The organism is Paenibacillus tundrae (assembly GCF_036884255.1).
Classification (GTDB): domain Bacteria; phylum Bacillota; class Bacilli; order Paenibacillales; family Paenibacillaceae; genus Paenibacillus.
The window spans coordinates 3,444,234-3,470,491 of record NZ_CP145605.1 but is presented as its reverse complement, the minus strand read 5'-3'; the positions used below and the strand labels follow the sequence as shown (position 1 = coordinate 3,470,491).

General features: G+C 44.2%; 17 protein-coding genes. 13 read left to right on the top strand and 4 right to left on the bottom strand.

Annotated features, from left to right (window positions below; genetic code table 11):
* Positions 1-238 precede the first annotated feature (238 nt).
* Complete coding sequence (locus V6W81_RS15570) at positions 239-496, bottom strand: GlsB/YeaQ/YmgE family stress response membrane protein (RefSeq protein WP_091029919.1); 258 nt, start codon at positions 494-496, stop codon at positions 239-241.
* 157 nt (positions 497-653) lie between these two features.
* Here V6W81_RS15570 and V6W81_RS15565 point away from each other — a divergent pair, with 157 nt between their 5' ends.
* The 3 genes from V6W81_RS15565 (at position 654) to V6W81_RS15555 (ending at position 3,629) form a co-directional block, all read left to right on the top strand.
* Positions 654-1,361, top strand: a complete 708-nt coding sequence (locus V6W81_RS15565) for a response regulator transcription factor (protein ID WP_338539628.1) — start codon at positions 654-656, stop codon at positions 1,359-1,361.
* Between the two features lie 41 nt (positions 1,362-1,402).
* Positions 1,403-2,785 (top strand): sensor histidine kinase, encoded by a 1,383-nt coding sequence (locus tag V6W81_RS15560; RefSeq protein ID WP_338539627.1) that lies wholly within the window; start codon positions 1,403-1,405, stop codon positions 2,783-2,785.
* A gap of 124 nt (positions 2,786-2,909) precedes the next feature.
* Positions 2,910-3,629, top strand: a complete 720-nt coding sequence (locus V6W81_RS15555; RefSeq protein WP_338539626.1) for a hypothetical protein — start codon at positions 2,910-2,912, stop codon at positions 3,627-3,629.
* Positions 3,630-3,729: 100 nt separating this feature from the next.
* On the opposite strand, the gene V6W81_RS15550 is transcribed toward V6W81_RS15555, so the two are convergent.
* The 3 genes from V6W81_RS15550 to garR all read right to left on the bottom strand — a co-directional run bounded on the left by V6W81_RS15550 (position 3,730) and on the right by garR (position 7,511).
* Positions 3,730-5,049 (bottom strand): gluconate:H+ symporter, encoded by a 1,320-nt coding sequence (locus V6W81_RS15550; protein ID WP_338539625.1) that lies wholly within the window; start codon positions 5,047-5,049, stop codon positions 3,730-3,732.
* Positions 5,050-5,176: 127 nt separating this feature from the next.
* On the bottom strand, positions 5,177-6,613 hold the full coding sequence (locus V6W81_RS15545; protein ID WP_338539624.1) for a four-carbon acid sugar kinase family protein: 1,437 nt from the start codon (positions 6,611-6,613) through the stop codon (positions 5,177-5,179).
* A complete protein-coding gene (garR, locus tag V6W81_RS15540) occupies positions 6,600-7,511 on the bottom strand; it encodes a 2-hydroxy-3-oxopropionate reductase (protein WP_338544010.1) in 912 nt (303 codons plus the stop codon). Before garR ends, V6W81_RS15545 begins: the two co-directional genes overlap by 14 nt.
* Positions 7,512-7,794: 283 nt before the next feature.
* On the opposite strand from garR, the gene V6W81_RS15535 reads away from it, so the two are divergent.
* The 10 genes from V6W81_RS15535 (at position 7,795) to V6W81_RS15490 (ending at position 26,221) form a co-directional block, all read left to right on the top strand.
* Positions 7,795-8,445 carry a GntR family transcriptional regulator gene (locus tag V6W81_RS15535; protein WP_338544009.1) on the top strand — a complete coding sequence of 217 codons (651 nt, stop codon included), beginning with the start codon at positions 7,795-7,797 and terminating at the stop codon, positions 8,443-8,445.
* 330 nt (positions 8,446-8,775) lie between these two features.
* Positions 8,776-11,595: a beta-glucuronidase gene (locus V6W81_RS15530; protein ID WP_338539623.1), complete on the top strand. Its 2,820-nt coding sequence runs from the start codon at positions 8,776-8,778 to the stop codon at positions 11,593-11,595.
* 421 nt (positions 11,596-12,016) lie between these two features.
* Positions 12,017-12,667 (top strand): FMN-dependent NADH-azoreductase, encoded by a 651-nt coding sequence (locus V6W81_RS15525; protein WP_338539622.1) that lies wholly within the window; start codon positions 12,017-12,019, stop codon positions 12,665-12,667.
* A 365-nt stretch (positions 12,668-13,032) separates the two neighbouring features.
* Positions 13,033-13,995, top strand: a complete 963-nt coding sequence (locus V6W81_RS15520; RefSeq protein WP_338539621.1) for an ABC transporter permease — start codon at positions 13,033-13,035, stop codon at positions 13,993-13,995.
* Positions 13,996-14,027: 32 nt separating this feature from the next.
* Positions 14,028-14,912 (top strand): carbohydrate ABC transporter permease, encoded by an 885-nt coding sequence (locus V6W81_RS15515; RefSeq protein WP_338539620.1) that lies wholly within the window; start codon positions 14,028-14,030, stop codon positions 14,910-14,912.
* 67 nt (positions 14,913-14,979) lie between these two features.
* Positions 14,980-16,578 (top strand): extracellular solute-binding protein, encoded by a 1,599-nt coding sequence (locus tag V6W81_RS15510; protein ID WP_338539619.1) that lies wholly within the window; start codon positions 14,980-14,982, stop codon positions 16,576-16,578.
* A gap of 225 nt (positions 16,579-16,803) precedes the next feature.
* The gene (locus tag V6W81_RS15505) at positions 16,804-18,591 is read left to right on the top strand and encodes a cache domain-containing sensor histidine kinase (RefSeq protein WP_338539618.1); all 1,788 of its coding nucleotides are present in this window, start codon (positions 16,804-16,806) and stop codon (positions 18,589-18,591) included.
* Complete coding sequence (locus V6W81_RS15500) at positions 18,563-20,179, top strand: response regulator (RefSeq protein WP_338539617.1); 1,617 nt, start codon at positions 18,563-18,565, stop codon at positions 20,177-20,179. The genes V6W81_RS15505 and V6W81_RS15500 overlap by 29 nt, the downstream gene beginning before the upstream one ends.
* Entirely contained in the window at positions 20,163-21,509 is a 1,347-nt protein-coding gene (locus V6W81_RS15495) for an ABC transporter substrate-binding protein (RefSeq protein WP_338539616.1), read from the top strand. The genes V6W81_RS15500 and V6W81_RS15495 overlap by 17 nt, the downstream gene beginning before the upstream one ends.
* Positions 21,510-21,781: 272 nt before the next feature.
* Positions 21,782-26,221, top strand: a complete 4,440-nt coding sequence (locus V6W81_RS15490; RefSeq protein ID WP_338539615.1) for a hypothetical protein — start codon at positions 21,782-21,784, stop codon at positions 26,219-26,221.
* The last annotated feature ends 37 nt before the right edge of the window (positions 26,222-26,258 follow it).

Sequence of the window (26,258 nt, the reverse complement as noted above, 5' to 3'; positions counted from 1 at the left end):
GATAAGTAAAGCAGTGAATTCCATTCCGAGCAGCAAATCACGCTCAAGATTACGTAGTGGTCGATGAGGAAGGAACGGAGTTGTGGTGGAAGCACACATAAAAAAAGAACCGTAAGTGTTCATCTTCCATCGATGAAATGCTTTCGGTTCTTTTGTGTTTATCTTGTTCCTTCATGTCAAGGCAGCATCTTTATAAAATTATCTAATGAACGACGGTATCCATTTCCGCCTCTCTTTGTTAACGTCTTCGGAAGGCTCCGCCACGTGCCAGAGCGAAGAAGATGAGCAGGGCAATAATAGAGCCAACAATGGCTGGAATAATATGAAACCCGCCAATCACAGGCCCCCTTGGTCCTAGCAATTCCGTTCCTAACCAGGAGCCGATAAAACCCGCAATAACGTTTCCAAGAACACCGCCCGGTACGTCCCGTCCAATCAAGTTGCCGCTTAACCAGCCAATAAGTCCACCAACAATGAGTACCCAGAGCAGATCCATGGTTTGTTCTCCTTTCTTCGGGTTTATTACAAGTTATGTTGGGCTCAGTGGAATAGACCTCATTTTTCAGTTGGTGGAGGAATTTAAAGTGTCTGTGCTAAGATGAAGGTAATGATGATTCAAACTGGGAAAGAGGCTAGAAGGGGGGTACAGTACATTGAAGAAAATACTTGTCATTGACGATGAAGCCGCAATTAGAGATTTAATTGAGCTTGTGCTGAGGCGAGAAAAGTACGATGTGCAAACTGCAGAAGATGGTAAAACCGGACTGCAATTGCTGGATTCTTTTCAGCCAGATCTGGTGGTTCTAGATCTAATGCTGCCTGACTGCTCCGGATATGACCTGTGCAAGGAAATCACCGGGAAACTTGCCGTTCCTGTGATCATGCTCTCTGCCAAAAATGAGGTCATCGACAAGGTGCTCGGACTAGAGCTAGGCGCGGAAGACTATATGACCAAACCCTTTGACAACCGTGAATTGCTCGCTCGGATCAAGGTGATTCTGAGAAGAAACGAGAGTAAGGAGGAATCAAGTGAAGGAACAGAAGTGAGATCTACACGCATTATTCATGAAGAGCTGACATTTGATCTGGAAAGCCGAAGGGTGCTGAAAAATGGTGTACCCGTGTCTTTAACGGCTAAAGAGTTTAAGATTCTGGAAACGTTACTCAAAAGGCCAGACAAAATCTTTACCCGGGATGAGCTGCTGCAGATCGGATGGGGATATGACTTTATGGGAGACAGTCGCAGTGTGGATATGACCATCATGCGATTACGGAAGAAGCTGGAGGATGACGCAGACGAACCGAAGTATGTCAGGACGATCTATGGATTTGGCTATCAGCTTGGGGGTGGCGAGACCTGAAGTACGCAACTCGGCTACTGCTGAATTATTTATTTTTCTCCGTGTTGTCCTTTGGCATCATCATATTTGCGGTCAATAAAGCCATCGATTACTACAGCTTCATCACCATTGAAAAACAGATGATGGAGAAGGCAGATCTGTCCGAGCTGTCCTTTCGTGAGGTGCTGGCACAGCATAGGTCATCATCAGGGGAGCCGCAGACTACGGAAATCGTCAGACTGGCTCTGGAGAAGTTGAAAGCTTCAGGTAAAGAAGTGCGTATCTATGACAGCTCCAAGCAGTTAATAGGCTTGGCTGTAGATGGCATCATCATTAATGATGGCAAACCGCATATTTTCGAGAAAAATATTGAGAAAGCCTTGGGCGGCAGCTATGCATACACCGTAACGGATGATCATCTGCTTTATTTTGCGACGCCTATTCAGAATCAATTCTACGAAAACGCTTATGTGTATGAGTTCGTGGAGGATATTTCTTACTTTTATGCGATTATGGATCAAATCCGTTATATCTTATTTGTGGGTGCGGGTGGATTTATTGTACTGATTACGTTATCCAGTCTATGGATTGCCCGCAACACAACTAAGCCGATTAAGCTGTTGCTTGGCGCTGTGCAAAATTTCTCTAGACAGGAATTCCGGAGAATTCATCTAAACCGTAAGGATGAGCTGGGTATGCTGGCAGATGGGCTGGATTCCATGGGACGCCAGCTTCATGATTACATTCAGTATCAGAAACAATTTGTCTCCAACGTATCACACGAGTTAAAAACACCCTTGGCAGCCATTCGTGGCTTCTCTCAATACTTGGTAGAAGGGGAGAACGAGAATAAGGAACTGCAAAAAATCTATGCTCATCTGTTGCAGGAATCGGATCGGCTGACGCGCTTGATTAATGAACTGTTGTTGCTATCCCGATTCGACAAGGCTGGTTCTGAAGAACTGGAAGTGGAGAAAACGGAAATGAACGAACTGATTCAGCAAGTCGCATTGAATATGGAAGCCAAAGCGAACGATAAAGGAATCAAGATCATAATTAATAAGACGGAGAGAGACCCGGCGGATGAAGGTCTGACAAAAGTCTGCGCCAACGTTAATCCAATGCTGATGTCCCATGCAATCGCTAACTTAGTGGACAATGCCATTAAATATTCAGGCAGTCATTCGCAGATTGAAGTGGAGATGGAGCATACGCCAAGCGAGGTGGTCATTCGGATACGTGATCAAGGTATAGGTATCGCGGGCGATGAGCTGGAGCGAGTGCAGGAACGATTTTACCGGGCGAAAAATGCAAGCACAGCGAACGGTTCAGGTCTTGGACTTTCGATCTGCAAAGAGATTGTAGAGCGGTTTAACGGATATATCGACATGGAAAGCGAGTTAGGCAAAGGGACTACTATCACGATTGTGTTGCCTCGCGCATAAACCCATATCTAAACCCAAGACTAAATAGGTACGTTACAAGATTGGTACAATTCTGTTATCAGACTAACAAATGCTTTTTATATAATCACTTCATAAGAAGAAATCACACATTTATGGAGGGATCATGATGAAATTAACAAAGAAAACTGCAGGTTTTGTAATGATGAGTATTTTACTAACGATGGCACTGGCGGGCTGCCAGTCCAATAGTGCCAAGTCGCCAGAAGCGGCACAGAACTCGGCTGAAAATAACACGCCCGACGAACAGGCTAAAGGCGAAGAAGCATCCAACTCTACTGCACCTGCTTCGGGAAATTCGGAAGAACAGAGTGCTGAAGCAATCAAGGAAGGTTCGATCGAGAAGGAAGGCAATGTGGTGCTGAAGGAGCTTGCTTTTGTCTATAATGAGCACACTATTGCGATTTCGGATACAGCGAATGAAGATCAGATGGAACAGATGCTGGGCAAACCGGATAACCTGAAATCTCATACGTACAGTGCCGATGATGGAACAAACATGGATACACTAATCGGTTTTACAGAAAAGGTTTATACGTATCCTGGTCTAGAGATCAAAACAATCAGTATACCGGAGGGGAAACAAGACTCCATCTTCCATATCGAAATTACAGATCCCAAGTACACGACAGTGCGTAACATTAAAGCAGGAGATAGTCTGGATACACTCAAAAATGCCTACCCTGAGGGGAAACTGCTTGGTAATGGAGCCCCAGATGAGGAGGATGACTTCCGTTACGAGCCATCCAATTATGTGGATGTGATGTCGTTTCATATCAAGGATGCCAAGGTGGAGAGCATTCAGATCTTTAGCCTCTTGGACTAATATAGATTGACTGCTTATATGTTATGAATTATCCAATTATAGATAAAGACAAACAACCCAAGCAGGAGTCCATCCTGCTTGGGTTGTTGTACTATTATTCTTACATAAACATATCTAGAATCAGAACACCAGCTAGTCCAACCAATGAAATAATCGTTACCATGACTGACCAGGTTTTTATTGTTTTGCCTATCGTAAGATTAAAGTACTCCTTATAGATCCAGAATCCTGCATCGTTTACGTGTGAGAACGTTACGCTTCCTGCACCAGCGGCTAAAACCATGAGTTCTGGACTTACTCCCGTGGCAGCAACCAGTGGTGCCGCAATGCCAGCTGCTGTCATACCAGCTACAGTTGCTGAACCAACGGCAATTCTCAAGATGGCTGCAATCAACCAGGTTAGGATGAGAGGAGATAGAGTAGAGCCTGCCATAAGGTCAGAGATATATTGGTCAATATGACTATCGATCAACACCTGCTTGAACGCGCCACCACCTGCGATAATTAAAAGAATCATTCCAATTCCGCTGACAGACTCACTTAGAGATTTCATAATCTCTGGCATTTTCTTGCCTAGGTTTAGTCCAAAAGTGAAAATAGCTACTAAGACTGAAATCAATAAAGCGACATTTGCATTACCAATGAAATCAGTTACGGATGAAATTGCTGATTCAGGTGCAAAGATCTCAACAAAAGTTTGAAGTGCAATCAAAATGACAGGTAGAAGTGCTGTGAAAAGACTGATTCCGAACTTAGGCAGCTCTTCTTCCTTAAATTCCTTAGGATTAAATAGACCCTTCGGGATATCGATTTCCAATGCTTCTTTTTTAAACAGCTTCGTATACACAGGACCGGCAAGGATGAATGCAGGGATTGCAACAAGTATGCCTAAGATCATCGTTAATCCGATATTCGCCCCAAACACATTCGCAACGGCTGTAGGACCAGGGTGGGGAGGAACGAATCCGTGCATGGTTATAAGTGCTGCAATAACGGGCATTCCGAGATATAGAACGGGTACACGTGCAGCTCTTGCGATGGTAAATACCAATGGAATTAACACGACTACCCCAGTTTCAAAGAATAAAGCGATTCCAACAATAGCTGCTGTAATAACGGCTGCCAACTGAGTCCGTTTTTGACCAAAGGCACTGATCATGGTCGTTGCAATACGCTGTGCACCACCAGAATCGGTCATTAATTTACCCAGAATTCCTCCAAAAATAATGATCATCGTTAAATGACCAAGTGTTCCGCCTAAACCAGCTTCGATGGATTCGACAGCTTGAATCGGAGTCATTCCTTCCAGCACGCCAACGGCTAGGGAGACAATAATCAATGATATGAAAGCGTTTAACTTAAAAGCCATCATTAATACAAGCAGTAAAATGACCCCTAGTGTAACGGAGAGAATTGGCATATAATTTCCTCATTTCTTTATTTGCATAATAAGAGTAACCGCAAAGTAAGGAGGCACTAATATGGTTTTTTATTATTTATATATCAGTGTTACTCCTCACAGTCTGGCCATACTAACCTTAGTTGAATTACTTCTTGCTCAACATTTCAACAACTTCTCTTAAATCCGTGTTAGTGCCCACATTCCCAGGGAAGATGACATATGAGATTCCGGGAAACTTACTCTCGTCTCCTGTTGTCCACACTGGAATACCAGGACGAATCTGTCCGGCAACAGTAGCTCGTTTAACTTCAAGACCGTTGGTTCCAATATCGCTTGATGTAATGCCACCTTTAGCAATAATGTAGGCTGGTCGTACTTCTAAACGTTTGACAATACTCGTTACTGCGTCCGAAATTTTTACGGATAGTTTTAACTCATCTTCTTTTCTGTCCTCCCCAAGATCTAAGCGCTCTCTTTTGGTATAGACAGCTACATTTTTACCTCGAAGAATCAGTTTGTTGGTTGTTTCAACGACTCTATTAAGTTCGTTCTTGAATTGAACGGGTTCCAAAACAAGATGGACGTTAAATTCAACAAATTCTATTACACTGGACTTCTTCAATTCTTTGAATTGTTCCGTTGTTTTTTGAACATGTGATCCAATGATGACTAATCCGCCATGGTCTGTGTCTTCACTCATCATCTCGTCACGAGTTAGCAGGCTTTTGTCACTTACGCCTCCAATGACCTTTGTAAGTGCAGCAGCACTTCTAAACATAAATTGTTTGCCTTTGTTGATGGCTTTAATTAGAGCAATAGTGAAGATCTGTACATCCGTATAGTCAACCGCATTCACAATAACTTTGTTGAAATCCACCACATTCAACAACTGCTGCTCAATGAGCTCAATGTTCATAGCACGCAGACTTTCAAGTGAGATATAAGTCATATGTTCAGCTTGATACTTCCCATTTGACTTTTCTTCAGCCCATTCACCTAAGTGTGAGCTGGTGTAGCCGAAGGTGCGATCTTTAGCAAATTCTGTTTCTCCTGCAGGAATAAGTTCATTATCATATTGAACGTAGTGTATGTTATCAATTGTGAAGCGCCCGCCTTCTTTGAAGAAAGGAAGGAGTATTTCACCGTCAAAACGTATATCTGATTTGGCTTCAATAGTATCTTTTAACACCTCAGTTTCAAGCGGGTAGTGGCCTCGAAGTGTAGAATCACCACGGCTGATAACAATGAATTCCCGATTGTTTATTTGGGCGGCTGCTACGATGTTAGCAGCAATTTCCTGATGTGCTTTTGTCGTCTCAGCGGATGTAAATCCACGAGAGTTAGTAAGGATAAAGAACATAGAATGATCTTCCTTAAACCCTCTGTCGATACTTTCAATAGACCAATCTGTATAGACTGAGATCCCATGTACGGTTTGAACACCTGTTGGATCGTCATCCAAAACGATGATTTTGGGATTAAAATGTTGAAGTTCTTGTTCGATAATGTCGTTGACAAGATTCGTATCAAGAGAAGGAATTTGGCTGAAAACTTCATCTACAGACCGGTTATTTGTTTGCATGGTCAAGACCCCTTACTTCGACATTCGCTAACTTTTCATAATATTGTACGATCCCGCCGTGGTCATCCATTAGTTTCCCATCAACCTTCAGCGCATGGAATATTTCTAACAGATGACTAGACAATGGAAGAGGTACTCCAATCTCATGTGCGGTATCCATTACGTTAGTAATATCCTTCATATTGATCGCAATCGTACCTCCTGGAGCAAAGTTTCTTTCGAGAATCAGTGGAACTTTGGCATCAAGAACTGCACTACCTGCTAATCCGCCTCGAATTGCCTGATACATTTTCTCGATATCGATCCCCGCTTTAGCTGCCAGAACAAGCGCTTCGGACATTGCAGCTATATTTAAGTTAACAATGATCTGGTTAGCGAGCTTCGCAGTAACTCCACATCCACTATCTCCAACCAAGGTGACAGCTGTTCCCAAATCAAACAAAACGGATTTGGCAGCTTCGAATACGCTCTCTTTGCCGCCTACCATAATTGCTAAAGTACCATCAATGGCTTTAGGCTCTCCGCCGCTAACGGGTGCATCCAAAAAGCCAACGCCTTTTTTTGCAGCTTCTTCTGCAAGAGCAATGGAAACGGCAGGAGTGATGGAGCTCATATCAATAATGATTGAGCCTTCTTTTGCTCCAGATAAAATACCTTGTTCACCCAAAACAACAGCTTTTACATGTTGAGATGCAGGGAGCATAGTAATGATAATTTCACAGTTCTCAGCGACTTCTCTTGGTGAGGAAGCTGCAGTTGCACCTGAGTCTAGCAATATTTGAACCGCTTCCTGATTCAGATCATTAACGGTTAATTCGTGTCCTGCTTTTCTGAGATTAAGAGCCATCGGTTTCCCCATGATTCCGAGTCCAATAAATCCTACTTTTTTAGCCATGATATTTCCTCCTAATACGTTTCTAAGCGAGGGCTTCTATGCCCGTAAATGGATATTGTTCAGCGAGCGAAATACGAAGAACATTGATGAGACTTGAAGAGCAGCATCAATCGTGTCCTCAGCAACCGCTTACATCGTTGATTGCGTTTTCATTGTATACTAAAAATATAAAATTGTATACATTAAAATATTATTTTGTATACAATTTATAAAAATACGTATACTTTCATTAGTGGATATCGCTTAATGGAATGATTTTATGAACATAATTTGGTACTATACTTATATGAGAAATGAGACTGAGGTGAAGTTAGTGCATGAAAATAATAGTTCACGACCGGCGTATCATCAATGTTATGAAATTCTCCGAGACAAGATTTTAAGCGGTGAACTTTCTAGCGGTACGAAGATTGTTGAAGAGAAGCTCGCTGCTGAGCTTGGAGTGAGCAGAACGCCCATAAGAGATTCGATACGTAAGCTGGAGAACGAAGGATTAATTGTTCAGAAAAAAGTGGTTAAACCTACCGAAAAGGATTTACGTAATTTATTTAATGTTCGTATATTGCTTGAAGGGTATTCTGCCAAATGCGCGGCGAATTTTCTGAAGGACAACGAGATTGAAGAACTGTATAAGTATGTGGAGATTGGGAGAACAGGGACAAAAGATGAGATTATGTCAGCCAACGAAAGTTTCCATAATGACATTGTAAAAGCGAGTAATAATCCGCTCATGATTGATATTATAGATCGGATGCAAGCTATTATTTATTTGTTCAGAAAAACAGTTGTGATCTATAATCGCCCTCATCTGATCGATGAGCATGAAGAAATTTACGTTGCGATTAAGTCTAGAGATGGTGAAAGGGCAGAAGAGTTGATGAAAAAGCATCTTGAAAATGATTTGAACTTTTATCTGCATGTTATGAGCAATCAGTGAAGAAGCTTGAAGATCAGCTTGAAGGGCACTGGCACGATTTTTGGATATGAACACTGAATTCGAATGAAGTGGAGCTGTCATTTTCCCATTAATTGAAGTCACTATTCCGCCAGGTATGAGGAACAAAACATAGTTCCATTGAAGTCGCTATTTTAGCGACTTCTTTTTTTATCAGTACAAGTTCTTTTACTCCATCCCATTCAGGTGAAATAAACTATGCTAGGAGCATCAATCGAGTTTATAATACAGGTATGATATTCGAAAACGTTTTTTGTGATTTGTAAGCGATTACTAGTATCAAATACAATGAAGCCAAAAGGGGATATTGTCATGATAGCTGCACTAAATCTGGAGGGTACCTGGAAACTGCAACTCGATGAACATAAGATAGAACGTGGTTTGAATTTTTCAGACGTTATAACATTGCCAAATACGACATCTCATGCGGCCAAGGGCAAGAAAAACGAAAATCTGTTAATAGGTGCACTGACAGATGAATATCTATTTGAGGGGTATGCATGGTTTTCACGAGAGATCGAAATCCCAGAGCACTTGGCTGACAAACGTTGCTTCTTACACCTGGAACGTACGAGAGTTACGACAGTCTGGATCGATGGTGAAGAGTTAGGGACACGTAACAGTCTGAACACGCCTCACCGTTACCAGATTGAGGCAGGGCTAACCGCTGGAACGCATACAATTACGATTCGAGTGGACAATACCGAGTATCCAACCAAAGGAGGTCACCTTACTTCCGAGGACACACAGACGAATTGGAACGGGATTACAGGGAAGTTGGAACTTCAATTTTTCGAGCGTGTTTTTCTGGATAATGTCCAAGTCTACCCTGTTCTGGCAACTCGATCTTTGGAGATTAAGGCAGCACTTGTCGGTGAGCTGCAAGACGTGCAAATTGTGGTATCAGCTGTTGCGGTCAGTGCAGATCCGGTGTTTACGACGGAGGAACAGATATTCACCCCGGATTCGCAGGAGATCCAGCTGATGTACAAGATTGGCGAAGATGCCATGTTATGGAGTGATGATGAACCTAACCTGTACCAACTACATATTCATCTGCAAGATCAGAACGGTGAAGTATTGGACTCCACCAAAGTATGGACGGGATTACGAGAATTCCGAGCGGCTGGAGACAAATTCACCATTAATGGCCGTAAAACGTTTCTTCGAGGTAAACATGATGGGCTGATCTTTCCGCTAACGGGATACGCGCCAACCGATGTGGATGAATGGATTCGCATTCTCTCTATCTCTAAGTCCTACGGTATCAATCACTACCGTTTCCATACCTGTTGTCCTCCAGAAGCTGCTTTTATTGCAGCGGATCTGCTCGGTATCTACATGGAGCCAGAGCTCCCGTTCTGGGGAACGATTACGGATGAATCCTCGGAAGGGCACAATCAAGCAGAGCAGGATTACCTGATTAGCGAGGGATTTGCGATGCTGAAGACTTTTGGTAATCATCCCTCATTTGTCATGATGTCCATGGGCAATGAACTATGGGGAAGCAAGGACAAATTGAATTCGATCCTGAAGGATTACAAGGCATATGATCATCGTCATTTATACACCGAAGGTTCCAATAACTTTCAGTTTGTGCCGGACATTCTGGAGGAAAGTGAGTTTTTCTGTGGAGTACGTTTCTCCAAAGAGCGTCTGTTCAGAGGATCGTATGCAATGTGTGATGCTCCGCTAGGTCATGTGCAGACCGATTTGCCCAACACGTTGAAAGATTATGATTCGAACATTACACCTGAGCAAGGAAGCGATGCTGACGCTTCTACACAAACGGGGAGGAAAGAGATTCAGATTCAATATGGGACAGGCTCCAAAACAGTACAGGCCGAAGCCGGAAGCGATCAACTTGTCTCACATGTACCGGTCATCTCGCATGAAATTGGACAGTACGCCACATTTCCTAATTTCGATGAAATTAGCAAGTATACGGGTTCTCTCAAAGCGAAGAACTTCGAAGTGTTTCGGGAGCGTCTGGAAGCGAAGGGACTGGGACATCTGGCGGCAGCCTACTTCAGAGCCTCGGGTAAACTCGCAGTTCAATGTTACAAGGAGGAACTGGAAGCCGCTTTTCGTTCGCAGCAACTAGCCGGGTTCCAACTGCTGGATCTCCAGGATTTCAGTGGTCAGGGAACAGCGCTGGTAGGTGTGCTGGACGCGTTCATGGATTCCAAGGGCATGATTACACCTGAGGAGTGGAGAACGTTCTGTTCCGATGCTGTGCTGCTGGCGAGATTCCCTAAATATAATTATCAAGCCGGAGAATTGTTCGAAGCACGTATTGAACTAAGTTACTTCCGGAGGCAAGCATTGGATGGACTTCAATTGAAATGGGTACTTCAAAGCGATCAGATCGAAGACATCATCCTTGTGGAAGGTGAAGTTAATCTGCCCGCAGTCCATGGAGAAAATATTGTGAGTATCACGGAACTTCGTATTCCTATCCCTGAAGTCTCCAATATGACCAAAGTGGAGATGAAATTGTCTATTCCGGGCACGGATATCCGTAAGTCTTACGACTTGTGGATCTACCCGAGTCAACAGGAAGTGGATCTGAGCAATTTTAATCTATTTACTGAACTCTCGGAACAGGCGCTTGAGCTGCTAGAGCAAGGAGAAGATATTCTACTTTTCCCAAATCCCAAACAGATTCAACACGCGATTCAAGGTTTCTACAGCACTGATTTCTGGTCTTATCCGATGTTCCGTTCGATATCGGAAAATATGAAAAGAGAAGTTCCCGTGGGGACAATGGGATTGTTGATTCAACAGAACCATCCGATCTTCGAACATTTTGTCACAGAGGAGTATTCCACTTATCCATGGTGGAGCATCGTTTCCGAATCTTCATCCATCATTCTGGATGATCTGAATCAAGACTTACAACCCATTGTGCAGACCATTGATAATTTTGAACGTAATCATAAGCTCGGACTATTAATGGAGTGCCAGGTGCGGAATGGGAGAGTGTTGATGGGAGCGCTCAATCTGGAGAGTCTAATGGCAACGCCGGAGGGAAGACAGTTATTATACAGCTTCCAGCGTTACGTAAAGAGCCCAGCGTACCAGCCAGCTGCCCGCCTCGAAGTCGAGGAACTTCGCAAGTTGTTTAACTAAGTTAAAGGGAAGAAGAGGTAGCAAGTTTTTATTCATACAAAGTTATTCTCATAAATACGTGCATATAAGACCCTTTCATTGGTGGAAGGGTCTTTGTCATGTTACTTCCATTTCCGCTTTGATGAACCTTTGAGTATGAGTAGAGATCTCTTTTAAGCGTCGGCAAAATCAGTTACCTTGGAAGCGGGAGATCAGGCTGTATTGCTTCTACACAGCTTCACAGGAAACTTACCAGCCCATTGTATCCAGGTGATCTTAACCGTATATTGACATATTAAATAAATGTAACTATATTAATTACATTACCGATATTAAGTGAATTACGTAGAAGAGCATTTTAAGTTAAGTTGAAATGTAAATTTACATGTTTTCGATCAATTTATCGAAACCGAAACATAATAAAAGGAGTGTGTACAGAATTATGTCAAATGTATTGTATGTAACAGCTCATCCTCTCAACACGGATACCTACAGTTTGTCCGTGGGTAACCAATTTATTAAAACGTACAAAAAGTTTAATCCAAAAGATGTTATCTCTCATCTCGATCTGTACCATACAGATCTTCCACAAATCGATGCCGATATCCTAGGACACTGGGGGCAACCACCATATGGTGATGCTTTTGATAAACTACGCGAAGAGACAAAGAAAGACGTGATACGAATGCATGAGCTCATTCAACAATTCAAAGATTCAGATAAAATAGTGATAGTCAATCCCGTTTGGAATTATTCTTTTCCATCCGTTTTGAAGGCATATATAGACATCATCATAAATATTGGGGAAACAGTTAAACGAGCAGATAATGGACTACGGGGATTGGCTGGGTTAACGGGTACACAGCAAGGAAAAAAAGTAATGCACATTCAAGCATCTGGGACAGTACTTTCTCACGGGAAGTTTAATCATGTTGAATATAGTCATAGCTATCTGAAGGCTGTTATGAATTTGATGGGCGTTGAGGATGTAGAAGCTATATTTGTTGAGGGTATGAGTGAGAAACCTGATCAAGTACAACATATTAAGGCAGAAGCAATTCAAAAAGCTATTTTGAAAGCGGAAGTATTTTAATTAAAGAATAAGTTTGATATTCAAACTCAGTCGAGGGATAAAACATGGTTCCATTGAAGTCGCTATTTTAGCGGCTTCTTTGTCTTATTGTACGTATAAGTGTTTGTTCCGTTCCAAGGACGACAACGCGTACCATTGCTGATTAGATAAACGTCTTAGTGTGAGTAGAGTGTCTCTTTTAAAGCGATTAACAGTTGGATTAGAATCAAATTGTAGTTACAATACGTCCTTAACATCCTCTAAAAAAACATACATACTGACCAAAAGAATCCGCATTTATCATTATTCAGCCCAATGCTATATTTAAATTGCTTAAAGGAAGTCGTTTGAATAGAGAAAGAGAAAATGATAGGAGGCTGTGACATATGAAGAGCAATGTTTCTCTTCAAACCGGAAATCTCGTGCGAGGAGAAAAAACAGGTTTCCTTGCAGAAATGAAAAAAAACTATTTGCTTTATTTGCTGGCTTTGCCCGGAATTGCTGTCATTTTTATTTTCTCCTATCTACCTATGGGCGGAATCGTTATTGCATTCCAAGATTTTAACCCGATCAAAGGGATAACCGGTAGCGAATTTGTAGGCTTGAAAAACTTCAGTTTTTTTATTGAATCGACGGATACGTTAAAGGTTATCGCCAACACTTTGTTTCTTAACACGATGTTCATTTTGTGTGGAACATTAGGTTCCGTAGCCATTGCTATCATGTTCTCGGAGCTTGGGGGCAAAAGGTTCAAGCGAGTCACGCAAACGCTCGTTACACTGCCAAACTTCTTATCCTGGACGGTAATCGCGATGTTCTCGGTCTCACTACTCTCCACTGACACAGGGATGATCAATCAGATGCTTGGTCTGTTTGGAGTTGAACCGATCTCCTTCTATAACGAGCCGGGATACTGGCCCTGGATTCTCGTGATCATGAAAATATGGCAGGGAGCAGGCTTTGGTTCCATCGTATATCTAGCTACCATTACGGGAATCAATCCGGATATCTATGAATCCGCTTCCATTGATGGGGCGAGCCGTTGGCACAAAATCCGTTATATCACGTTGCCATTAGTGAAGCCTACGATCATTCTGATGTTGCTCTTGGCCATGGGTGGTATTTTTTACGGCGATTTCGGCATGATCTATGCGTTGATTGGGCGAAACGTGGCGTTATATCCAACAACTGACGTGATCGACACCTATGTATATCGCGCTCTGATGGATCTAGGGGATATGAGTATGGCCGCCGCGGTTGGTTTCTTCCAATCCCTCGTTGGATTCATATTGGTTGTCGTGGTGAATAGCCTGGCCAAGAAATTCAGTCCGGAATCCGCTCTTTTCTAAATCTGACAGAAGTCAAAGGCAGGTGAAGTAATGTGGTAATCAAAGAAAGCTGGCAGGATTACAGCGTGAAAATCGCTTTTTACGTCCTGCTGACCGTATTTGCAATCTTTTGTCTATTTCCGTTCATTTCCGTTATCAGCAGCTCACTTTCGACCGAATCCAGCATTCTGAAGCACGGGTATTCACTCTGGCCGCGTGAGTTCTCACTGGATGCCTACAAACTGATCTTTAAGGATGCCACAATTTATAGAGCTTACGGGGTGACGATCTTTGTCACTGTTGTAGGCACGGCACTTGCTATGCTGGTCACCTGTGCGCTGGCCTATCCGTTGTCACTTCGTCATCTGAAGTACCGGAACACAATCAACTTTTACGTCTATTTCACCATGCTGTTCCACGGGGGTCTGGTTGCTAACTACCTGCTTATCAGCAAATACTTGGACATGAAAGACAGCATCTGGGTGCTAATCATTCCGGCACTGGTCAGTCCATGGAACATGTTCCTGATGCGTAACTTCTTCAAATCGATTGACGAATCGCTTGCGGAATCGGCCAAAATCGATGGTGCGAATGACATCTACATTTTATTCCGCATTATTTTGCCTATCTCCATGCCTGCCATAGCAACAGTTGGACTGTTTTACGCGCTGGCCTTTTGGAATAAATGGTTTGAAGCGATGTTGTACATCTCCAAAGAGGATCTGTGGCCGCTGCAGTATTTGATCATGAGAATTATGAGCAATACACAATTCGCATCCGAGTTGTCTTCCAAAGTCAGCTTGCCTAACTATGTAGTGCCTACGTTGACCACACGCTTAGCCACTACAGTAGTGACGATTGGGCCGATTATTTTCTTATATCCTTTTCTTCAGAAATACTTCGTCAAAGGATTGATGGTAGGGGCAGTAAAAGGATAACCCAATCAGCTAATGTGCCTTTCATTTATACAAGACATCAAACATCATAAAGGGAGGTTGTTGTATCATGAAAAAAATAATTAAAATTCTCGCACCCCTTGTTGTTACCGCTCTCTTGGGCGGATTGCTAAGCGCATGCTCGTCTTCATCCAGCAGTACAGAAGGCGCGAACACTTCATCGACTGATCCCGTTACACTGAAGGTCATGCTTTTCGGCGACAAGCCGGTAGACATGGATAAGGTACTTACCGAATTCGGCAATCGTAGTAAGGATACGTTGAACACTACGCTCGATCTCGAATTTAACCCGGCATCAGACCATAAACAGAAAACCAAGCTGAAGCTGGCTGCAGGTGAAGCGGTAGACCTGATGTTTGACGCGCCATGGATGAACCTGAACCAGAATATTTCCCAAGGCTTCTATCAAGAGTTGGATAAATATTTCAATAATGATGAATATCCTGGCTTAAAAAAAGCATTTTCGCAAGAGTTTCTTGATGCAAACAAAGTCAATGGACATCTCTATGCGATTCCGATTACAAACATGTACTATGACTCCGAGGTTATATATATTCGCAAGGATCTGAGAGAAAAATACGGTTTGGCTCCGATCCAGTCTTATGACGATCTTAAGGCGTATCTCGACAAAGTAAAGGAAAACGAGCCTGAAATGATTCCGTTTGCCTTAATGGGAGATCGCGGATTCTTTAAAATGTTTGGCAATGAGGAGCCTCAGACCCAGGTTCGTTCCGAACCTTACGCGATTGCAGGAACCGGCACCACATTTAATATGATTTTGTCCGAGGATGGCAAAAAGGTTCTGGGAGCCTCGACGCTTGGCGATCCGGAAGAGGAATTTGCCAAGTATCCGGCCCCATTTAACAGCTCCGATTACTTTTACGGTAATAACGATACGAAGGTAGAATGGAATAAGTATGTACAGAAGGACGTTTTAAACGAAAAAGATCCCGGTGCATTGTTCGCCAGTGGCAAATCAGCTGCAAACGAAGGTACTATTAATGGCTTTGCAAGCATGCGAGACAAACTGAAAACAGCAGTACCAGAAGCAGAGTTGGAGTTCTTTGTATATAACTCCAAAATTCGCAATATGGAAAAAGGTTCTATTGGAACGGAATATAAAGCGTGGAACTATCTCGTAATTCCGGCGACATCCAAAAACGCAGATCGTACTATGAAATTCCTGGACTGGCTGTTCGGGGATCAGGAGAACCACGATCTGTTCGAACTAGGTATCGAGGGCACGCATTGGACAAAATCCGGCGATACGGAGTATAAATCGACAGAACAGACGAAAAATTATGCATTCCCTGGATATGAACTGACCTGGAATCCAACGATGTCTCGCATAAGTGGCGATAACTCTGAGGATGCCATGAAACTCATAACCTATCAAACGCAGGACGACACGTATTACAAGCTTCCGCTAGCCGGGTTTGTATTTAATACCGAGTCTGTCAAAACAGAAATCGCGAAGCTTCAGCCGAAAGCGGCCACGCTTGATCCAATTCTGAAAAGCGGACTCGATTCCAACTGGCGCCAAAGCGCCGCAGGCTTGAACGAAGAGCTACGCAATCTCGGTCTTGAGAAGGTTCGCGAGGAACTGGTGAAGCAGGCTCAGGTGTTCCTGGATCAGAACGAAAGCTAATATCATCATCTTGCTTGATCGGATGCAGTATAGAACACCCGTGCCAACAGGCGGGTGTTCTCTGCATGTGCGTCCACATTGGGAAACGCGATAATCGGACTCCTTTGAAACTCATGGTTAGTCAGCTTCACTTCCTTGATTGGAATCTCGTATAAAAATCTTTTATGATATGCATTTTCGGTTTATGATGAAACCAAGACCATTGACGTAACGGGAGCGAGCAACATGAAAATTCGACCGAATTTCACGCAGAGTTTATTTTTCAAGTTCTCTGTTGCTTTTTTAGTGGCAGGCCTTCTTCCGATCTTCGTACTAAGCATGCTCTCTCTGTACCAGTTTACCGGACAAATCGAGCGTCACACGGTCAACAACATACAACAAATGATGGTGTACATGCGTAATAACGTGAACGACATGCTGAGAAAATACGATGATATTTCCAATCTGATGTACACCAAGGCACAACCAGACGACATTTTTCTGAAAGAATCCTCAGAGTTGTATCCGAGTGGATTTAACTCGTCTGCCATGGATGATTTCATTAAAACGGTGCTGTTCAGCGACGCGAATATCCAGAATGTGCTGTTTGTACGAGCAGAGGACGGAACGCTGAACCAGCAATCCCGAGGCAGCAAGCAAATGGATCCTTTTGTCAGTTATCCGCCGATAGAGTGGGACTATACGCTTACTACCAACCCCAAAAAGCTGGCTGTTTTCCCATATCATATGGAGGTATATTACAATTCCCAGGATTTAGTGATGACCTTTGCACGAAGCTGGATCGATACCTCCCGAGGGGTGCAGAATCCGGTTCAAATCTACGGAACCTTATTTCTGGATATCGATGTTAACGTGTTTGACGGTTTGCTTCAGCAATCGAGACTTGGCAAAAAAGATGAAATTTTCATCGTAAATGAAAACGGTATCATTTTATATTCGAACCGACGTGATAAAATCGGTTCCCGTTTTGACGAATTCGGAGTCAAAGCCCGTGGAGATATGATCGTTTTCAGTGAGCCGCTTCCTTATATCCAAGGTAAAGTTGTGGGGTTAATGTCCAAGGAGGATATTTATTCCCCGATTATCCGTACGAAAAAAAGTGTCTGGGTGGCTGCTTTAGCAAGCTTTGCTGCTTTGTTTCTGATGGGCTTGGTATTTTCACGAATGTTCACCAGACCTATTTTGCAGTTAATACGCCAGATGATCAAAGTAGAGTCGGGCAATTTGGATATTGAGTTGAAGGTTGGCCGCAAGGATGAGATGGGACGGCTCGCTAATGGCTTTAACCGAATGGTAGAACGACTCAAAGAATACATTAACGATGCATATATCAATGAAATCAAACGAAAGCAGGCAGAGTTGAACGCACTGAAAAGCCAGATTCGACCGCATTATTTGTATAATACGCTAGAGGTCATTCGCATGAGCGCAGTTGCCAATGGGGATCGAAAGGTAGCTGATATGATCCACGCGCTTTCAGACCAGCTGCAGTATGTTATTGATTATGGGGAAGAGTCTGTAACACTGGCACAAGAGCTAGAGCACCTTCGTCACTATTTTCATCTGATCGAGGTTCGGTTTGACCATCGTATTTCATTACAAGTCGAGCTGCAGTCGCCGGAGCTGGCCTCGGCCATCGTGCTTAAGCTAATTCTTCAGCCCATCGTTGAAAATTCGGTTCATCACGGTATTCGTCCCAAGGGCGGAAAAGGAATCGTATTAATCACAATAGAACGGCTTGAGGGCGATATTCTCAGTATAACCATATACGATGATGGGGCAGGAATGGAGCAAGAACAATTAGAGTCCCTGCGGATTCATTTGAAAAACCAGGATCGAAACATGGGTAAAAGCATTGGTATCAAAAATGTGCATGAACGCATTAAGGCAGCATATGGAAGCCAGTATGGACTAGACATGGAGAGCAGACCGCATATCGGAACCTCGGTACGGATTCTGCTTCCTCTGAACCTGGAGGTGCGGCATGAACACGATTCGAATGATTCTCGCTGACGATGAGCCAGTCATCCTGAGAGGCTTAAAAATGCTCATCGATTGGGAGGCGCTCGGTATTGAAATTGCAGGTGAAGCTTATGATGGAAACGAACTGATTGAGTTGATTGATCGCTGCAACCCAGATCTGATTGTCAGTGACATTTGCATGCCCGGCCAAACCGGCATCGATGTACTGAGGTATGTTCAGGCATCCCGGCGAACACCGAAGGTTGTCTTTATTAGCGCCCACAAAGAGTTTGATTATGCGCAGGAGGCATTGAAATATGGGGCACTGGATTATTTGGTCAAGCCCGTGAATACCAATCAGCTGAAGCAAGTGATTCAAAAGGCAGTACTCTTAATCAGGGACGAGACGGAAGAGGAGCGCAAGCTTGAGAAGCTTCAGCATCTGGAGCGGGATAATAAAGACAGATCCTTTGAAGAATTGCTGGATCGTTTGACCGATGGTGATGACAAGGCCGTTCATGCCCTTCAGAAGTCCTTGAACCTGTACGATGACAAACATGCAGTCGTTTGCGTGGCTGATTATAGCCGGAGTGTGCAGGACCAGTTAAGATGGCAGAAGCGAGAACGTAAGCTGATTGATTTTGCCATAACCAATGTTATGCGCGAAAGCTTGAAGAACATCCCAAACAGCTTATTCTTCCGCAAGGGAGACATGTTCTGTTATCTCATTTTATGTGATGATAGCAATTTACCCATTCAAGTGTCAAAAACAGTTCGGGATCAGGTTCGCAGCTATTTGAAGTTAGACATGACGATTGGTGTAGGGGGAGCCGTAAGCTCTCTCCAGGAAGCAGCTGCATCGTTCAGACAAGCACTTGAAGCCTTGGACTGGGCCTACTTTCTAAGCCCCGGACATGTCATTCCCTATGATACGTCTCCGGCAGAACCTGCTGCACAGCTACGTATTGAGGAAATGCAGTCACAGCTACTTGATCACCTGGTTGAGTCAGATGACGCGAATGCTCTCCAAGAGCCCCTTTCACGACTGCTGCTTGCGATCAAGCAGGCTGCAGTCAGCAATAAGCACACAGCTATATCTTGCGTTTACGATACGCTGATAACGCTCCGACAAGAATTACAGACCATGGGGGTTTCGCTGGAGACATATAATGAAGATTTTCGTATTTTGCTTAAGCGAATCAGCGATTTCGATACCCTGCTGGAAGTAGAGGCTTATGTAGGTGATTTTATCGCGGATATTCACCCGTTGGTGAAAAGCCGCCTGGGCAACAAAGAACATGGGCAGATCAAGCAAGTCAAGGAATACATTGAGGCTAATTATGCGCAGAACATTACGCTGGATTCGATAGCGGGGCTCATATACATGAATCCTTCCTACTTTAGCACCTTTTTCAAAAAACATACGGGGCAAAATTATAAACAATATTTGACCGAGATACGAATGAAGCATGCTCGCCAAATGCTGTTGCACTCCAATTTGATGGTCTATGAAATCGCGGAAAAGGTGGGATATAATAGTGCCCGCTTGTTCAGCGATATGTTTCGCAAGCACTATGGTCAGATTCCACAAGAATTCAGGCAATCGAAGGGAACGACGGTACATGGATTACACAACTAAACATCGTCGGTCATACCTTTGCGAATACAAGCTTGTCTGGTGGAAGAAGATCATGATTGCGTTGCTGCTTATGGTGATTCCAGGCTGCGGCCTTGTAACGAGGGAAGATTCTGTCTCATCGCCTAGCTCTGAAGCGGAGCCTGTTCAATTGACGATTACCTATGCCATGGGAGACGGAGCACACCACAAGGGCATTCAAACAATCATTAATGACTTTAAAAAATCACATCTCAACGTGCAAATTTCGGTAGTTGAACATACACAGCAAGCCAAGGGGTACGCAGATGAACTTTCATTACTTGATGCAATGGGTCAATTCCCCGATCTAGTGGAAATGCGAGATACCCAGATGTTTGCCGATGCAGGTTTGTTAGCTGAGCTGCCGAAGAGTATAGTCGGGCTGTTTGATGACATTCCCAAGGTGAATGGAACAATATATACTGCTCCTCTTAAAGCGGAGGTACCTCAAGGCATTGTGTATAACAAGAAGTTATTTCGGGAATGGGGGCTAAATGAGCCTGCCACGTATCAACAATTTCTTGAACTGTGCCAGATTATTCGAGCCAAGGGGATATATCCGCTTGTTGTCGGCGGCAAGGACTTATGGCATATGGGCTTCTGGACAAATCATTTTATGCTGGATCATGTGTATTCCAAAGATCAGGAGTGGAACCGCAAACGAACCGCAGGTCAGGTTAGCTGGACGGATGCTGGTCCTGAAGAGGCCTTTCGAGATCTGAAAGTATTGTGGAACGAGGATTACATCGTTCCTGGCTTCATGAACATTGCAGATTATCAGACCATTGACTATTTGGTTAGAGGCAAAGCGGTGATGATGATGTCTGGTCCCTGGATGTTCAGTCAGTTGAAGCAAGCCGATCCTGATTTTGAGATAGGGTTCTTTCCGGTTCCTGACCGTCAGGGACGTGTTCATATATTTGGATTGCCGCAGCCTTCAGGCTGGGCTATGACATCTCTGGCTGCTGCCGATCCGAATAAGGCTAAGGTTATCGAGCAATTTTTACATTTTTTCTACAGTAATGAAGAGTATGCGAAGTATTTGCAGGCTGTAGGTGGTACTCCGGTTACCAAGGAGCATACGTTTATTCAGTCTTCCGAGCTTATGCAAGAGGTAGAGCAGTGGCTGGATAATCCGGATATGTTGAAGCTTCGCGGGATGGAGCATTATTGGGGAGCGGACGAGATCCCGGCCGGCTTCCGCAATGCATTCTATGATCTTGTGCAGGACATGCTTTCCGGAACTATGTCGATCGATGATGCATTAATCGAAGCAGACCGAATTTGGGACGAGCGAAAAGTCCGACGTTAGCTTTGTGAAAATCATTTGAAGCGTTTTCCAGTTAAAGAGACTGCCCTGCATGAATTATATTCCCCTCCAAGTGAAAAAAGGGTGTAAAGCACACTCGCTTACTTGGAGGGGCTTTTTATGGTCAAAAAATGGCTAGGAGATGGAAGAGCTCCAAAAAAATCTGCATATGCAACTAGAAAAAGGCACATGTACAACAACGAGTAGCTAAAATACAATAATGATGAGTTTTGTAAGCGTTACCAAATATAGTGAGTCCGAAGAGGAGGGGAACGATGAGCAAACTAGGAAAGTCCAGTTTTTGGAAACGCATCACAACGATACTGGCCATTGCAGGCATGCTCCAAAGTTTAATTGTGCCACCGGGAAAAATAACAGCATCAGGTGAAGGAGAGATTGCTACGAATTATATTGTTCAGATCAATGAGACAGTAACGGACGGATTTACTCATCCAGGGGTGGGACTGACCAAATCAAGACTTGAAACGATTAGATCGATGGTATCTGCGAAAAAGGAGCCTTGGTACTCGTATTATAACGCAATGACCGTTTCTTCCTCAGCATCCAAAACGGTAATCTCCAGCAATCAAAGCTCTGCCGATCCGACAAAGCCCGCAAGCGATGCCTTCAACAGCCAGGGATTTAACTCCAGATTCATAGCGGATGGCTTGAGAGCGTATACTCAGACACTCATGTACTACATTACCGGTGATGTGACTTACCGGGCCAATGCCATGCATATTATTCGAATTTGGTCCCAGATGGATCCCGATAAATATGTATATTTTAACGATTCCCATATTCATACTGGTATCCCGCTTAACCGCATGGTTGCTGCAGCGGAAATACTGCGATATACCAACAGCCCTAGCCCTGAACTGGCTTGGACGGAGAAGGACACGGCCGATTTTACGAGTAATCTGGTTACACCTGTTATTGAGAATTTTCTGCATGACAACAATCGCTTCATGAACCAGCATAACTATCCGCTGCTCGGAGCGATGGCGGGTTATATTTTTACGAATAATATGGATCGTTATGAAGAAGCAGTTGAATGGTTCACGGTTAATACAACCGCCAAGAATCAGGGATTCAATGGCTCAGTCAAGCAATTGTTTCGTCTAATCGATTCAAACGCAGTGACAGGGGAACCAGTTAATCCCCCTGTGATTCAACATGTGGAAATGGGGCGAGATCAAGCGCATGGCGGTGGCGATCTAACCAATGCGGTCATTATTTCACGTATGCTGCTGGCACAGGGTACCGAAGTCGATCCCGTGCACGGTACTGTTTCTACGGCAGCTGATGCGGTCGGTCCCTATGAGTTCTTAAATGATCGTATTCTTGATGCAGCTAACTTCTTTTGGCAATATATGCTCGGATACGATACTCCGTGGATTCCCGTTGTCTCCAGTTATGGAAAGGATGGTAACGTCAAAGGTATTTATCATACATTATCGGACTCTTATCGAGGCAGAATGACAACCGCCAACTTTTGGGATCTTTATTATTATTATACCTACGAAAAAGGAGTTGATCTGGCGGAAAAAGCACCGTTTTATTATGAAGCGTTTACGAATCGAATTCCTTCCAATTATTATCACCAGGGTTCCTTTAAACAGAACTGGGATAATGTTGACGGTGGTGGAGACTTCTGGCTGTATCTACCGGCTGAGGCAGCTGCTGAAGGGGCATCGATGCTGCCCAAGGAACAGCCAAATCCGGCCCTAGTCGAACTGGAGGATCGTTATACCGTCTTTGATCCAAATTCAGAGAAGAAGCAGGAGGGAAATACCTCATATGTTCAAGTAAAGGCTACAGAGCAGGGCAGCAGACTAGTCTTTCAAAATCTGTCTTACGCGAATCGTTCAGGTGCCCGTCTCATCGGCCTGAAGTTCCGAACTGACGGCAAGGCAACGGTGACGCTCAGCAAAGAACAGAATTCTAGACCTTACCACACGTTAACTTTGCCGGATACCGATGGAGAATGGAAATATATCACCTTTGATATGGGCATCAATCACGTCACCTACGGTCAGCTTGATAATGACTACAACCTGCTCTATTTGAAGGTGACGGGCAGTGGCACCACAGTTGACCTGGATCATTTGAATGTATTGGCCGGACAACAACTTACACCACCGTCCTTTGTACTTGGTAGTAATACTATGGATATCGTCACTGTAGCTGGTACACCATTGACGATCGATTTCTCGGCTACGGATAGCTCAGAGGGTCCCCTTTTCTATGAGATCACAAATCCGCCATCAGAAGCAGCTCTGCAACACACTACCGGAAATTTCACTTGGCACACCTCTGAGCCCGGATCATATTCCTTTGTTGTTGTCGCCTCCGATGGCGAAACTGTAGCAACGAAGAACGTGAATGTGGTTGTGTCGATTGATCGCAATGCGGCTATTCAAGCAGCAATCTCCAGGTACGATGAGCAAACTAAATACACGTCTTCAACGCTAAGACACTTTCAGGAGGCTTACAATCAAGTGCTGGAACAGCTTCAAACAGCAACCGATGAACAATTTAGCGAGCAATTGTTTGTGCTAAAGCAAGCAACAACAGACCTTGAGCTGCTTACACCGCCGTTATTGGACGGCAGTATGGATTACACAAAAATCGTGACTTCTACCTTTGGCAGCTCCATTTCCATGCTGGTGGACGGCAATAACAATACGTATCCCGTATACTCGCTTGCGCCTAATCCAGATCTGTACCATATTCTGGATTTCGGGCCAAATTATAAAGTTTCCGCAGAGCGATTTGGCTTGCAGAGCCGCATGAATTTTGTGGATCGCATGGCAGGTTCGGCTATTTTCGGTTCAAACGACCGGATGAACTGGACGAGACTTACGCCAGACGAAACGTTGTTTACCGACGAGATGGCTATACTGGAGGTTGATCCGTCCCTTCGGCAGGAGCAGTATCGCTTTATTAAAATTCAGATGCTGCATCCGCAGCCGGATGTACTGTGGGGAACCGTAGGTAATATGCTTGAACTGGGCGAGTTCAGAATTTATGGAGAGCGGCATGAAACTCTGAATAAATTGGAGGTGGTTTCGATTGGTTCAGAGCAGGCTGTCCAGCACCGCATTGGTATTGGTGACCAGGCAAAAGTGACCTTTCAATCCACGGAACCCATCCTCGATGTGCAGGTAACGATTCAAGGACAGGAGGCGCAGGTCCAGTCGACCGATCAGCTCCATTGGACGGCTATGGCAACCATGGATGATACTGCGGTTACCGGGAATATATCCTTCAACATTCGTTACAAAACAACGGATGACGTTGCTGCTGAGCCAGCAATTTTTACAACAGATGATTCCATATTATATCTGGTTAATTCATCGAATCGGATTCAGGTTGGCAAGCTGGCTACGGTTATCGCATCGGATGATCAGATTGGGGGTGCTGTGCCGAAGGAAAAGGTCGGTTATGCGCTGTTCGACGGCAACCTAACTAACTTTGGTGATCTGGCTACTGGAGCAGGCTCCTACTATATGGTCGATTTTGGTGAGAATGCCAAAGTCAAGCTAAGCGACATTATGCTAATGCCTCGTCCAAATTTCCCCGGACGCATGAACGGCTTGGTTATCCAGGGCTCCAACGACAAAACGAGCTGGACAAACTTGACACGACCTGCTTCAGGAACGGAAGAAGGGAAGTGGACTTACATTAGCAGTCGTGAGCTACTGAATGAGGGGGATTATCGTTATTTGAGACTGTTTAATTCGACAAACTGGTTTGGCAACGTGTCCGAAGTTGAATTGTATGGAGACTATCAATACGATTCGTTAGAATCCAGAGTAGTTGCTGCTGACGGGTATACTCAAGGTAGCTACTACCTATATCAGAAGGAGGTGCAGCGGATCAAGAAGGCATTTCAGCAGCCAGGGGCGGATAAAAAAGGATTGCTTCAGCAGCTCTTGGCTGCGGAGCAGGAGGTCGTACCCCTGGAAACCTTAATTGGAGCCAGAATTGAAATTGCTCCATCTATGGTGGCTGCTTCAACATCTGTATGGGGAACAGGCGCTTCCAAGGAAACGAATGGCTGGTATGCGTTTGATGGCGATACAAGCACTTATACCGACACTATTGCGAATCCATCCTGGATTGATATCGATCTGGGAGATGGACAATCAGCTTCGCTGGGAAACCTGAGATGGTATCCTCGCGGCGGTAAAGATGACCTTAGTCGGAGAATGAATGACGCGATGCTGCAAGGCTCAAAGGATGGCGTTAATTATAGTACGCTATATACGATTAGCGGCGTGAATAAGGCAGATTGGTTCCAGGCTCGAATCACGGATGAGACGGAATATTCTTACTATAGGTATTACGCACCTACTGGAAACGCCAATGTTGCCGAGCTGGAACTGTATCGCAGAACAGTTGATCACACGCTGCTGTGGGTGCTTGTGAATGAGGTGAGCGATCTAGACAAAGACCAGTATTCGGTAGAGAGCTTTGCAGCAGTTCAGCAGGCCGTGTCGGATGCTATGAATGTTCAACATGAAGAAAACGCTACCCAAGAGCAGATCGATCGGATTGCTCACATACTACGGCTGGCGATGGAGCATCTGGTCTCAAACAAAAGCATCGTCTCCCTGCAGTCTGCTGTCGTGCCAACAACGGCACTTCTTCCCGATACGGGGATGTCTGCTTGCAGCGAAGAATTCACCGAGAATGTCGAGGTGTCCTAGCAGCACATGGCTCCGGTTTAATACGAAACTCCTAGCA